This window comes from Paenarthrobacter sp. 10L420 (genome assembly GCF_056395385.1).
Genome location: NZ_JBFTJK010000021.1, coordinates 38169 through 51362 on the forward strand (window position 1 = coordinate 38169; position 13194 = coordinate 51362).

General features: G+C 60.7%; 8 protein-coding genes and 1 pseudogene. 5 read left to right on the top strand and 4 right to left on the bottom strand.

All coding sequences use genetic code 11. The features are described from left to right. The first annotated feature begins 6 nt into the window (after positions 1-6). From AC1DD5_RS21950 to AC1DD5_RS21965, 4 genes are read left to right on the top strand one after another with little or no spacing between them, the layout of a single operon-like run. Positions 7-2256: an acetyl/propionyl/methylcrotonyl-CoA carboxylase subunit alpha gene (locus AC1DD5_RS21950; protein WP_477522766.1), complete on the top strand. Its 2250-nt coding sequence runs from the start codon at positions 7-9 to the stop codon at positions 2254-2256. Continuing rightward, a complete protein-coding gene (locus AC1DD5_RS21955; protein ID WP_442017897.1) occupies positions 2249-3412 on the top strand; it encodes an acyl-CoA dehydrogenase family protein in 1164 nt (387 codons plus the stop codon). The genes AC1DD5_RS21950 and AC1DD5_RS21955 overlap by 8 nt, the downstream gene beginning before the upstream one ends. Before the next feature lie 18 nt (positions 3413-3430). After that, a complete protein-coding gene (locus AC1DD5_RS21960) occupies positions 3431-3964 on the top strand; it encodes a MaoC family dehydratase (protein WP_442017898.1) in 534 nt (177 codons plus the stop codon). Position 3965: 1 nt separating this feature from the next. After that, the gene (locus AC1DD5_RS21965; RefSeq protein ID WP_442017899.1) at positions 3966-4799 is read left to right on the top strand and encodes an HpcH/HpaI aldolase/citrate lyase family protein; all 834 of its coding nucleotides are present in this window, start codon (positions 3966-3968) and stop codon (positions 4797-4799) included. A 131-nt stretch (positions 4800-4930) separates the two neighbouring features. Here the strand turns inward: AC1DD5_RS21965 and AC1DD5_RS21970 are convergent, their stop codons facing one another. The 4 genes and pseudogenes from AC1DD5_RS21970 to AC1DD5_RS21985 all read right to left on the bottom strand — a co-directional run bounded on the left by AC1DD5_RS21970 (position 4931) and on the right by AC1DD5_RS21985 (position 10095). Beyond that, positions 4931-5863: a cytochrome b/b6 domain-containing protein gene (locus AC1DD5_RS21970; protein ID WP_442017900.1), complete on the bottom strand. Its 933-nt coding sequence runs from the start codon at positions 5861-5863 to the stop codon at positions 4931-4933. A 3-nt stretch (positions 5864-5866) separates the two neighbouring features. Next, positions 5867-6841 (bottom strand): electron transfer flavoprotein subunit alpha/FixB family protein, encoded by a 975-nt coding sequence (locus tag AC1DD5_RS21975; protein WP_477522767.1) that lies wholly within the window; start codon positions 6839-6841, stop codon positions 5867-5869. A gap of 12 nt (positions 6842-6853) precedes the next feature. Beyond that, on the bottom strand, positions 6854-7633 hold the full coding sequence (locus AC1DD5_RS21980; protein WP_477522768.1) for an electron transfer flavoprotein subunit beta/FixA family protein: 780 nt from the start codon (positions 7631-7633) through the stop codon (positions 6854-6856). A 304-nt stretch (positions 7634-7937) separates the two neighbouring features. Next, positions 7938-10095 (bottom strand): annotated as a pseudogene (locus AC1DD5_RS21985) (amylo-alpha-1,6-glucosidase). Positions 10096-12136: 2041 nt separating this feature from the next. On the opposite strand from AC1DD5_RS21985, the gene AC1DD5_RS21990 reads away from it, so the two are divergent. After that, entirely contained in the window at positions 12137-13189 is a 1053-nt protein-coding gene (locus tag AC1DD5_RS21990; RefSeq protein ID WP_477522769.1) for a zinc-dependent alcohol dehydrogenase family protein, read from the top strand. Positions 13190-13194 lie beyond the last annotated feature (5 nt).

Consider the following 13194-nt stretch of genomic DNA (forward strand, 5'->3'; position numbering starts at 1 on the left):
CCAGCAATGACTGAAGCACCCCAACTGACTCAGCCGACCGTGAAGCCGGCACTGTTCGGTACCGTCCTGGTAGCGAACCGGGGCGAGATCGCCTGCCGGGTGATCCGGACCCTGCGTGCCCTGGGCATCCGGTCGGTCGCCGTGTACAGCGATGCCGACGCCGATGCCCGGCACGTACGCGAAGCCGACGCGGCCATCCGGATCGGTCCCGCCGCGGCGGCAGAGAGCTACCTGAAGATCGAGGCGATCATCCGGGCGTGCCTGGAGACCGGCGCCCAGGCTGTCCACCCCGGCTACGGGTTCCTGAGTGAGAACGTCGGCTTCGCGCGTGCCCTCGAAGCCGCGGGAATCACTTTCATTGGCCCGGGGGTGGAGTCCCTGAACGTTATGGGTGACAAGATCCGTTCCAAAAACCACGTGGCCGGCTACGGAGTCCCCGTCGTGCCGGGCATCGCCGAGCCGGGCATGACCGACGCCGAACTGGTCGAGGCCGCGGACGCCGTCGGGTTCCCGCTCCTGATCAAACCCTCCGCCGGCGGCGGAGGGAAAGGGATGCACATCGTGGAACGTCCCTTGGACCTGGCAGCCACCCTGGTCACCGCACGGCGGGTCGCCTCCAGCGCGTTCGGGGACGACACGCTGTTCCTGGAGCGGCTGATCCGCACGCCGCGGCACATCGAGGTCCAGGTCCTTGCGGACAACCACGGCAACGTCATCCATCTGGGCGAGCGTGAGTGTTCCCTGCAGCGCCGGCACCAAAAGGTCATCGAGGAGGCACCCTCTCCGCTACTGGAATCCCTTCCCGACGGCGACGCGGTGCGGGAACGGATCGGCAAAGCCGCGTGCCAGGCAGCCCGCAGCGTCCACTACAGCGGCGCGGGAACCGTGGAATTCCTCGTCTCCGACGACGCCCCCGACGAGTTCTTCTTTATGGAAATGAACACCCGCCTCCAGGTCGAACACCCCGTCACCGAAATGGTCACCGGCGTCGACCTCGTCGAATGGCAGGTCCGGATCGCCGCCGGTGAGGTACTCACCGTGGCCCAGGCCGACGTCGAACTAACCGGCCACGCTGTCGAAGCACGCGTCTACGCCGAAACCCCCGAAAAGAACTTCCTTCCCGCCACCGGTACGGTCCTGCTGCTTGACGAAAAACCTACTGGAGAGGCAGGCAAACGCGTCCGCGTGGACTCTGCGCTGCTGCAAGGACTCGAAATTTCCTCCAACTACGATCCCATGGTGTCAAAGGTCATCGCCTGGGGCGAGGACCGCAAAGCGGCGATCCAAACCTTGAATGAGGCCTTAGCGGATTACACCTTGCTGGGCGTAGACACCAACGTCGAATACCTGAGACTGCTGATGAATGACCACGACGTCTACGCAGGGCGCCTCGACACAGGTCTGATCGAACGGAAAATGCCCGGTTTCACCTTCAGGCACGTCGACGACGCTGAGTTGGCGGCCGCTGCCGTCTACATCTGGGCTTTCACCCAAGCAGTTTCCGGATCGGAACGGGACAGGAACAGTGCGTGGGGCAAAACTGACGGCTGGAGGCTGGGCAGACAGGCGCCATGGCGGGTGACCATGAAGACACCCTCCGGCGAATTAGCATCCGTACAGATAACCGGTATCCGGCCGTCGGCTTCGGTCCTGGTGCGCGTCAACGATGGCCCCGAACGGACGGCCTCGTTGGCGGCACTGGCAGATGCCAGGCTTCAGCTCACCCTGGATGGCGACGCCTCCATCTACGCGATGGTTCCCGGATCCGGTCCCGGCGAGCCCCAAAGTACCTCATCGGGCAGGGCCCGCTCCTGGGAAACAAGCTCAGCGCTTCCTGGCGAAATGTTCCTTGGTAACGGGGGGTGGGGATGCCGTTTGGAGATCCTCAGCCGGGAATCTCGGCTCGCATACGTGCTTGCCGCCATTGAGAGGGACGAAGGCAGAGCAGATCCGCAGGTCCGCGCGCCCATGCCCGGAACTGTGGTTTCGGTAGCCGTCAGCAACGGAGCAATCGTCGCCGAAGGCCAGCTGCTGCTGGCCGTCGAAGCCATGAAGATGGAGCACCAACTCCTGGCACCGCTGGCTGGCACCGTCCACCTCACGATCCGCACCGGTGACCTCGTAAAAGCCGAGGAAGTGGTGGCAACAATTCATCCCCACGATTCCGTTCCGGCCGAGGACCAACCATCGCATCTGCCAGCGAACCAGACACAAAGAACAGATCCCAATAATGAAATGGAGCAACACCATGGCTGATTTTGACCTCAGCGAGGAGTACCAGGAACTCAGCAAGACAGTCCGAGAGTTCGCGGACGAGGTCGTTGCCCCGGCCGCCGCCAAGCACGATGAGGAACACAGCTTCCCCTACGAAGTGGTGTCCCAGATGGCCGAGATGGGCCTCTTCGGGTTGCCGTTCCCGGAGGAGTTCGGCGGAATGGGTGGGGATTACTTTGCGCTGGCACTGGCGTTGGAGCAGTTGGCCCGGGTGGACCAGTCGGTGGCCATCACCCTGGAGGCCGGGGTCTCCCTTGGCGCCATGCCGGTCTACCGCTTCGGTACTGACGCCCAGAAGGAGGAATGGCTACCACTGCTGGCCTCGGGGCAGGCCCTCGCCGGCTTCGGGCTGACGGAACCGGAAGCCGGGTCCGACGCGGGCGGCACCAAGACCCACGCACGGCGTGAGGCGGGGAACTGGGTGATTAACGGGAACAAGGAGTTCATCACCAATTCCGGGACGGACATCACCCGGCTGGTGACCGTCACGGCGGTGACGGGCCAGAAGGAGCGCAAGGACGGGAGCGTCAAGAAGGAGATCTCCACCATCCTGGTGCCCACGGACACGCCGGGATTCAAAGCCGAGAAGGCGTACAACAAGGTGGGCTGGAACGCCTCGGACACCCACCCGCTGACCCTGAAGGATGTCCGCGTCCCGGAGGAGAACCTCCTCGGTGAGGAGGGCCGCGGCTACGCGAACTTCCTATCCATCCTGGACGAGGGCCGAATCGCGATCGCTGCGCTGGCCACGGGGGCGGCGCAGGGCTGCGTTGACCTGTCGGTCAAATATGCCAAGGAACGCAGCGCCTTTGGGCACCATATCGGCAAGTACCAGGCCATCTCTTTCAAGATCGCCCGGATGCAGGCCAGGGCCCACACCGCCCGGCTGGCGTACTACGACGCGGCCGCCAGGATGCTGGCCGGTAAGCCGTTCAAGACGGAGGCGGCCATCGCCAAGATGGTCGCAGGCGAGGCAGCCATGGACAACGCGCGGGATGCCACCCAGGTATTCGGCGGCTATGGCTTCATCAACGAATTCACCGTGGCACGCCACTACCGCGACTCCAAGATCCTTGAAGTGGGGGAGGGCACCACGGAAGTCCAGCTGATGCTGATCGCCCGCGAACTCGGCTTGTAGCTGAGAGTAGCCACACTCATGGATGAAAAGATCAAAAACCCCGCCACTGCCCCTTGCCCCAGCAAGCGCATCATTGAACAGCGGGGGCTGTATTTCGATGAACTCGAAGAAGGCGTCGTCTACGCGCACCGGCCCGGCAGGACAGTAACGGAAACGGATAACGTACTGTTCACGACCATGACCATGAACACCCAGGCCCTTCATCTGGATGCGGCATGGAGCGCTGGGCAGCCGTTTGGTCAGCGACTGATGAATTCTATGTTTACCCTGGCTGTGGTCGTCGGTCAGTCCGTGCCCCAGCTGACGCAAGGCACCATCATCGCCCAACTCGGACTGACGGACATCGCTTTCCCTCATCCGCTCCACCACGGTGACACGCTCTACACGGAGACGGTTATCAGTGAAAAGCGCCTCTCTGCGTCCCGACCCGGACAGGGAATCGTGACGATGAAACACGTGGGCCGCAACCAGGACGGGAAGGTGGTTGCCGTCGCGACGAGGAGCAGCCTGATGTGGACCAGAAGAGCGCACATTTTGCAGCAGGGGGAGTAACATGACGACGAATCTCGTACCGGGTCCGGCTTTATTGTTTTGCCCAGCTGACAGGCCCGAACGCTACCAGAAGGCAGCCGAACGGGCAGACGCCGTGATCCTGGATTTGGAGGACGCCGTGGCGCCGGGAGATAAAGAACTCGCCCGCCTGGCTATCCTGAGGCAGGCACCCGGCTCCGCGCTCGACCCACGCCGTACGATTGTCCGGATAAATCCAGCCGGAACGGAAGAACTCACCAAGGACCTCGAGTGTCTGGCTCAGACGCCGTACCGCACCATCATGCTGGCTAAGGCTGAACAGGCTTCCCAGTGCCGAAGTCTGCATGGCTACGCCGTCATCGCCCTTTGCGAGACAGCTGCCGGCATCGTCAATGCATCCCAGATTGCAGCTGAGCCCAACGTCGTTGCCCTGATGTGGGGCGCCGAAGATCTGGTTGCATCGCTGGGCGGAAAGTCAAGCAGGACTGGTCGGGGCCGATATCGTGCTGTCGCAATGCACGCACGGTCAGCGGTGCTTCTTGCCGCTGGTGCGGCCGGCAAAGAAGTCATTGATTCCGTCTTTGTTGACATCGCGGACCTTCGTGGTTTGGCCTTAGAGGCCGCCGACGCTGTCGCCTCCGGGTTCGGATCGAAGGCATGTATCCACCCAAACCAGGTAAGTATCGTACGTGGCGCCTACGCACCCACTCCTGATGAAGTCTTAGCCGCATCCAAGCTCCTTGGGGCAGCAGCGAAGGCAGGCAACGGCGTCTTCAGCTTCAACGGAAAGATGGTTGACGGGCCGATCCTTAAGCACGCCCATGCAACCCTCATCAGGGCAAATCTCATGAAGTAGGCAGGGCCCTCGTCGAGTTACGGGGGCCCTTCGCTTCTCCAGTTAACCGGAAGCGGGGAGCCCGCATTGTTGCGCTGGAGAAGACAACCCCCGACGGCTCTGTCGCCGTCGGGGGTTGTCAATGGATGTTCTTAGCGGGTGACTGAGCCTGTCAGTGCGGCCACGGGACGCAGGAATAGGGGCTTGGTCAGGAACCAAGCGGCGACCATAACGATCAGCGAAGCGCCGAAGATCCAGAATCCGGTCCAGTTGTCCTCGTTGCTTGATGCGTACATGTGATTAAGGTTGCGCAAGGCGCCTGTGGCGAGCACCAGGGCCACATGAACGACGACGAACCCGACGAAGTAGATCATCACCGGAAAGTGGAGAGCCCGGGCGACTTCCATGGGGTATATCCGGTTGAGGTTGCCAAGTTGTTTTGGCCACAGCGGGGACATCCGCAGTCCGGTGAGAAAAGCCAGCGGGGCCGCGATGAAGACGGTGACGAAATAGGCGAGTAACTGCAGCGCGTTGTAGCTGACCCAGCCGTCCTCCGTCGGCCAATCCAGGGCAAGGTACTGCAGCCCCGCTGACAGTGCGTTGGGAACAATATCCCAACTTGTGGGAACGATTCGCTGCCAACGCCCTGTCGAGAACAACAGGACGATGAAGATGATCCCGTTCAGAATCCAAAATACATCCAGGCTCATGTGAAGCCACAAGTTGAGACTGATTTTGGTTGGTGCCCTTTTGGTTCGGATAAAGCCTCTGTTGTTCCGAGTCCAATTCCCCTTTGGGCGGGTGTCAGTCCGAATTTGCCAGCCGCTCCTGATGATCAGCACTAGAAAAAACATATTGAGAAAATGCTGCCAACCGAGCCAGGCGGGAAAGCCGGTCTGCGATCCTTCCGGAGGCTGCATGTGCCCGGGGAATTCTTGGAGGAACGAAGCTGTACTGTCAAGGGCCGTGAACCATTTCGCTGCCAGGACGGCCGCAACGAGCAGCAGCAGAGCCGATGCCGCGGTCACGACCAGTCGTGTCCATTTTGTCTTCGTCGTTTGCCGACTTTTCACTGAGGTTGCCATGGCCTAGCTGCGCCCCTGTGACCGTGACCGGATGGCGTCCATCAGCTGCGGTACTACGTTGAAAACGTCCCCAACGATTCCAAAGTCAGCCACATCGAAAATTGGTGCGTCCTTGTCGGAGTTGATGGCCACGATTGTTTTTGCCCCCTGCATCCCCGCCCTGTGCTGAATAGCTCCAGAAATTCCGAGGGCGACGTAAAGTTGCGGCGTTACAGTGACTCCGGTCTGCCCGACTTGGGAGCTTTGAGCAACGTAGCCGGCGTCTACGGCGGCACGAGAGGCGCCCACCGCCGCGTCGAGCACGTCGGCGAGTTCTTCAACCAAGGCGAAGTTTTCCTTGGAACCCATGCCCCGACCGCCGGACACAACCTTCTCAGCCGTGCGCAGATCGGGACGGGACGAGGCGAGGACGGGTGTGGTTCCTTCGATGACCCCGGATGCCTCCACGCTGAGGGTCAAGTGATGGATGGTGACTCCAGGGACCGCTTCAGGTGCCCTGCCTTCCAGGGCGCCGCGGTGGACTGTGATGATGGGCAACCCGTCTTCGGCAGTGGATTCCACAAAATATGAGCCGCCGAAGACTGAATGAGTGGCCAGAATGCGTTCACCTTCGAGTCGAACCGCGACAGCGTTGGTAAGCAGGGCTCCATTCGTGCGTGCGGCCAGTCGAGCGGCTGCTTCACGACCGTCAATTGAGCTTGAGGCCAGCACAGCGGAGGGCTCGAACTGTTGAACAGCATGCCAGAGAGCTTCAACCTGGGGTGTCAGGAGCAGCGTCGGTTCCGGTTCGGTTTGGCCAAGGAAAATGTGCTGGGCTCCGAGGGAGCCCAGCTCCGCCACTATCTCAGCTGCCACACGGGGTGTGGCCAGAACGGCGACAGGGGTGCCCAGTGTTGAAGCCAGGCCGAGCAATTCGCCGGCACTTTGGGAGATCTTCCCTTCGGTGGAAAGTTCAACGAGCACTAGTACGTTTGACATTTTTGTCCTCCTTTAGAGCAGCTGGCGGGCGCCAAGGTATTCCGCAAGCTCAACACCGGCGGTACCACTGTCGATGATCTTCTTGCCTGATTGACGGGCCGGGCGTGCTGCAACGGAAACGACCACTGAGCGTGCTGCGGCTGAACATTCGGAGGGATCCAGATTCAGGTCCGCCAGGGACAAGGTCTTCACGGGTTTTCGCTTCGCCGTCAATATGCCTTTGAAGTTGGGAAAGCGCGCCTCTGCTGAACGCTCAGTAACCGTGATAACTGCCGGCAAGGAAGCGCGGACGCTGAGCGTGCCTGATTCAACTTCACGCTGGCCCGTGACCGAGGTGCCGTGAATGTCCACTGCCCTGATCGAACCGAGAAGGGGAAGTGCAAGGCGTTCAGCCACCATGGCCGGAACGGATCCAGAGCGCCCATCGGTCGACTCGTTTCCGGCCACGACGAGGTCAAAGGCAGTTGTTTTCAGAGCGGCCGAAAGCGCCTTCGATGTCCAAACAGCGTCCGCGCCTGAAAGGTCATCGTCCAGCACATGAATGGCTGAGTCAGCTCCCATGGACAAGGCCTTTCGAAGAGCTTGACTGGCGCCCTGTGGCCCCATGGACAAGGCCACGACTTCAGTTCCTTTGTGGGAATCCTTGTACTGGAGAGCCACTTCCAGGCCGCGCTCGTTGACTTCGTCGATCACGCCTTCGGTTGAGCTTCTGTCAAGAAGGCCGGTTGCAGAATCAAGGCGCCTGTCCTCGGACGTATCTGGCACCTGCTTAATCAGAACGATGATCTTCATTGAACAACTCCTTGTGGAACTGGGTCTGCCACGGCAGGCACGTAATGAAACAGCTGGGGGCCTGGGTTGCCCGCCACACTAGTAACCCGCTTTCCAACAGGCAACAGGGGCGAACGCAGCCGGTCACCGTGCGTGAAATTTAGGGTTTGGCGATGGCTGGGTTGTGCATCGTGTCAGGTCGACGCGAGGTGGCCGGATACAAGTAGGGGGCCTGAGCGGGAAAGATCAAGACGCCTGAAAGTCAGTTCCTCAACGGCCATTTGGGCTGGGCTGCCGACACGGTTCGGACCGACGTGGCTGCGAACTAAGCCATAGCAATGGGGCCCACTTGTTCCACGAGCTCCGTCATTGAGGGCCGGTGCCCGCGGTGAAAGACTATTCCTTTGGGCAGTCCTCGGATTGACGGTTTGTTTTTGGTCACGTCTATGGAGATTCGGCCGCCTGCCATGGGTGCATTGAGGATGTGCAGGTCCCCGTAGGACTTGGGCAGCGCGGGATCTATCCAGACGCCGCCAAGGGAAACGTGAGCGTCATACTGCATCAGGCTCGTTACGAGCAGGATCGGCGCTGTGGCCGCCCAGGCTTGCGGTGAGCATGCCTTTAGGTAGGGGACCGGTGCCTTGAATTGCTCACGGCCTGAACCACAGAACAATTCCGGCAATCGGCCATCGGAGAATTCCGCTGCCTCCAGCAGCGCGGTGGAGATTCGTTGCGCCTCGGTCACAAAGCCGTAGCGCATGAGTCCTTGGGCGATGATTGCGTTGTCATGGGGCCAGACCGAGCCGTTGTGATAGCTGGCCGGGTTATAGGCGCCCATGTTGGTGGCGAGGGTGCGCACACCCCAGCCGCTGAACATTTCGGGGGACATCAGCCGTTCGGCCACCAGGGGTGCCTTGTCCTCATCCACGAGACCGACCCATAGGCAGTGGCCCATGTTGGAGGCGCAGGCGTCGACCTGCCGCTTCTTCCCATCCAGGGCGATGGCGTAGTATCCGCGGTCAGGCATCCAGAACTGCTCGTTGAACTGTTTCTTGAACTTTGCCCCGCGGTCGGCGAGTTCGTCTCCCAAGGCCATATCGCCGTCGTCGTACGCCATCCATGCCCGGGACATATGTGCCTGGTAGACGTAGGCCTGTACTTCGCAGAGCGCGATTGGCGGCTCGGTCAGTGTGCCGCCGGCGAAGTTGATGCCGTCCCAGGAGTCTTTCCAGCCCTGATTGATGAGCCCTCGGGGTTGAGGCGGTTGTACTCGACGAACCCGTCGCCGTCTTTTGTCTCCGAGTCGCGGATCCAGTTCATTGCCCGGTCCGCGTGCGGTAGCAGGGCGGCGATGGTCTCCTTGGCGAAACCCCACCGGCTGACTGTGCCCAAGACGCAAACGAAAAGGGGGGTGGCGTCGACGCTCCCGTAGTAGACGGACTTGCCGCCCAGGGAAAGCCCACTGGAGACATCGAGCCTTACTTCATGCAGGATCTTGCCCGGTTCCTCCTCGCTCACCGCGTCCACTACCGTACCTTGGCGGTCGGCCAGCGTCTGAAGTGTACCAATGCCAGGGAGGGATCCACGGCGCGGCCATGTGCGAGGCCAGCAGGGAGTCCCGGCCGAACAGGGTCATGAACCAGGGCGCCCCTGCCGCCACCACTACACGGTCCGGATGGTTTGGATCTTCGATGCGAAGGGCACCGAGGTCGTCATAGCTCCGTCGCAGCGTCCGTTCAATCGAGCGGTTTCCCACGCGGACCACGGGAATTTTCGCCACCCATCCCTGTCGGCGGCGGTCACTTGCGGACATGCCTTCTGCATCAAGATGAATGAACGACGGCGGCGCGGCGGACTTGTCGCCTCACTGCTCGGCACCGCAGTGATGACGGAACTCCACTGGCTATGCGGGGCAACCGTGACTCGATAGCCTAGGCCCTCCGGCGTGATGTCGGCTCCTGGTGCCTGGATGAGGATGCCCTTCCGAACGTCCTGCCAGGCAGCCCTGATTGTCAGGGTGTCGCCGTTTACGTGGCACGTTTGGTCCCAACGCCGCTGAATTCGGGCGTCCTTGACTTCGAAAAGGTCGGCGAAGTCGGCTTCGACTTTCAGGGAGACCACACATTCGGCAGGCTCGTTCGAGAAATTGCGATGAGTGACCTGCTCTTGAATGCCTGCGCCCACTTCGCGCAGGCGCTCGACGATCAGCGGACTGTCCGTGTGGCCGTCCAAACGAGGCACCCGGCCGGCAAACAGCGCCCGATACGGTTCCTTCGTCTCCGCGGCCAGTGGTTCAATGGGCTGGCCATCGATGGTCGTCATCCAGTGGGAGAGGATGCGAGTGTCCTGAAAAAGACGCCGTGCGGATGTTCGGGGCGGATATCCCCGTTCGGGTCAGAAATGCAGAAGGAGGATCCTTCCACCAAAGTGACCGTTCCGGCCCCAAGGGGACCAGCAGCCGTGTCAGCATTCCATCCAGCCATCCCGTCCCCTTTATGAGACTGACTCTGGTGAGCACGGGCGCCCGGGAAGTGAGCAGCTTCAGAGGCGCCATTTCTGCTATGGACGCTACTCTTGCTCGTTAAGGGGCGCCAGTGCCGCTTGGACGGCCCGATGTCAACGTGGGCCTGCGCCGAGCTCCGCCCTGGTCTACGATCTCATTTGGATCCGCGCACTCTGAAGCGCGGATTTCCGAAGGCAGCACTTTTGTCAGGTACGTAGCCGACTGCCGATAATGGACATCTGCCGTCGGACCGGCCCAAACGTCTTGTCATGATGCTCGATATAGTTTCCGCCATGCTCTTAATGAAGGAGGTGCAGCCATTGAGTTGGATATTTCTTTGTTCCGGGGGGCGGAGTGCAGTCGGTTTTGGGTTGTTCGACAGGGTCGGAAAGGGTGCCAAGGAGCAGGCAATCTGCAGAACAGTCGGCTCCGATTTTCAGGTGCTGGATACGACTGCAGGGATGAGCTGGATCTTCTCTTTCGGTGCCCGACCGAGCAAAAAAGAAGTGTGGACACTGTCCACACTTTTCGATTCGGACTGCCTCGTACAGCCGCCGGACTGGCCCGGTTTTCGCATGTTCCCGCCACTTCCCAGTGTTTGCAAGGCCCGGAAATCCCGTTCGAGTCCCACCTCGGGCACGGCATACCCCCTCGTCAGAGGGGGTTTTTGCTTTAACGTGTGGACATTCTGGGTGGTCAGGTCCCTCTGACACTGGCCGCGGGGTGTGCCTGGCGCCGCGGGTCGCCTGTGAAGTTGTGGGGGAGCGGGTTCAGGGTCGTGGCTGGTTGGCCCTCCGCATGCTGTGAGCTGGGGTTATGTGTTCCTCTCTTGGTTCGTCCGGTAGGACGTTGTTGTCCTACACCTCTTCATGGGTAGGTGCGCTTAACACGACATGACTTTGAGAAACTGCGTAGATGCGGTCTCGCTTCGGCTTGTTCTTGGCGTGACAAGTCGGGGCTGGCCGATGCTTTGTCCGGCCAAAGGGGGTGTGGACATTGTCCACACTTAAATCTCCTTTATTGCGACTGATCACAGCCATCCCTGCGCCTCCTCGGCCTGCAACTGTTCATTGCAGGTGAGCGGCCATAGCAACATGTCGCCAGTTCAAATGGCACGGCTTTCCATGCGTTAACGAGGTATTAGACGAGACCCCGACCATGTGTAATTCGGAGATGAGCGATCAGTCGACGCGGTGCGCCGTGTTGTCGAGGTCATTGCGGGCTCGCTCTTTGTGGGCCAGAGGTGTGAAGGCGGTGAGGGGGTGGTCCTCCTTCTGTTGAATGATCGTGGTTTGAGGTCCGGGGCATTGTTTTTGCGCCTGTTTGGCTAGCCTCCTCGACAGCAGCGGATGCCATTATTTACCACGATGGCACGCTTGGCCGGGGCTGCCGGGGCAGTGGGGTCGTCCCATGCTGAGCGACGTCCTGTTTGATGGCAGCCAGACGACTTGTCAACGGAATATCTCGCAGTCGGGCAGTTCTCCGACAGAAGCCCGCAAGTCAACCTGAATCGGTGGGCGTTGCGTCTTGAAGCCTCGGATCCCCGTGCTGAGCACGAACTACACAATGGCGTGGACCTGGGATCGCTATCTTGGCGACTGCTGGCGAGGTGTTTGGCAGCACAGGTACCCCTGCAGTGTTCCGCCGTCGACGAATTTCCCACCCCCGTGAGGTGGTGGAGGCGGGGAGGGAGCAGCCATCCGACGTGTCGGCGTTGGGTGGCGGAATTGTTCCCGCTGGCTACTTGAGTCGGGGAATCGCATTGGTCTCGGCCCATGCCTTCCACCTGCCTGGGTGGGTGTTCAGACCGCTAAGCACGGATGGCAGAGGTTTTCTGCGGCGGTGGCGTGGTCTCCCAAGATCGTTCAGTTTTACAGAAGTTTGAGTTCCTAAACTTCGTCTGTAAGAAACTTACGCATCTTCCTAGACTAAGTCGAAGTTCAATGTGACGCACGACACCGCTGGAGATCAGCTGATCTACCCTCGCGCTTGAGTCGGCAACACCCCACTAAGGAGTACTGGTGAAAGCCCTTGTAGTAACGGAGTTCCAGAAGCCCATGCAGGTCTTGGAAATGCCCGATCCCACCGTTCCCGGTGACGGGATCATTCTGCGGGTTGAAGCCAATGGGATCTGCAGAAGCGACTGGCATTTGTGGAACGGTGATTGGAGCTGGGTTGGCCTCGACCTTGAGCTCCCGCACGTTATGGGCCACGAGTATGCGGGCGTTGTCGAAGCCGTAGGCCGCGATGTAAGGAAATTTCACGTTGGTGATCGCGTAGTTGTTCCTTTTGGATTGGGAGACGGAACGTGTGAGCAGTGCGTGGCGGGTCACTCCAACGTCTGCGACAACCTGCTTCAGTCCGGCGTCGACTTCTGGGGTGGTTACGGGCGATATGCCGCAATCCCACGGGCGGACTTCAATGTAGTGCCTGTGCCTGACAACTTGGACTTTGAATCTGTGGCCGGTCTGGGCTGCCGCTACGTTACGGCCTTTCACGGAGTCGTTGATCAGGCACACGTTCAGCCTGGCGAGTGGGTCGCGGTACACGGGTGCGGTGGCATCGGGCTCTCCGCGATACAGATCGCTTCGGCCATGGGAGCTAACGTGCTGGCCGTAGACGTCAACGACGATGCTCTGGCACTTGCCAAAGACTTGGGCGCTGTCGCCACGATCAATGCTCGCGCTACCGACGCCGCGGAGGAGATCAAGGAGTTCACGAAAGGCGGCGCTCACGTCTCCGTGGATGCGCTGGGTATTCCAGCCACCTGTCAGAACTCCGTCAACAGCCTTCGCAAGCGCGGACGCCACCTGCAAATTGGGCTCACCGGGGCCGAGGAGGCCGGCCAGATTGCCCTGCCCATCGATGTCATTGTGCAAAAGGAGCTGTCCATCATTGGATCGCTGGGCATGCAGGCATCCCGATTTCCCTCGCTCCTTCGCATGATGGAGCGCGGCATCCTGCAGCCCGGGAAGCTGGTGACGCGAAGGATCGGCGTCGAAGACGCAAGCGAATCAATCATCTCCATGGGCGGCTTCAGTTCGGTAGGAATTACCGTCCTGAACCGCTGGTAGAAAAC

Excerpts from the sequence above, each read along its gene's own strand:
- AC1DD5_RS21965 (WP_442017899.1), top strand. The coding sequence starts at position 3,966 with ATGACGACGAATCTCGTACCGGGTCCGGCTTTATTGTTTTGCCCAGCT.
- AC1DD5_RS21975 (WP_477522767.1), bottom strand. The coding sequence starts at position 6,841 with ATGTCAAACGTACTAGTGCTCGTTGAACTTTCCACCGAAGGGAAGATC.
- AC1DD5_RS21980 (WP_477522768.1), bottom strand. The coding sequence starts at position 7,633 with ATGAAGATCATCGTTCTGATTAAGCAGGTGCCAGATACGTCCGAGGAC.
- AC1DD5_RS21955 (WP_442017897.1), top strand. The coding sequence starts at position 2,249 with ATGGCTGATTTTGACCTCAGCGAGGAGTACCAGGAACTCAGCAAGACA.
- AC1DD5_RS21950 (WP_477522766.1), top strand. The coding sequence starts at position 7 with ATGACTGAAGCACCCCAACTGACTCAGCCGACCGTGAAGCCGGCACTG.
- AC1DD5_RS21960 (WP_442017898.1), top strand. The coding sequence starts at position 3,431 with ATGGATGAAAAGATCAAAAACCCCGCCACTGCCCCTTGCCCCAGCAAG.
- AC1DD5_RS21970 (WP_442017900.1), bottom strand. The coding sequence starts at position 5,863 with ATGGCAACCTCAGTGAAAAGTCGGCAAACGACGAAGACAAAATGGACA.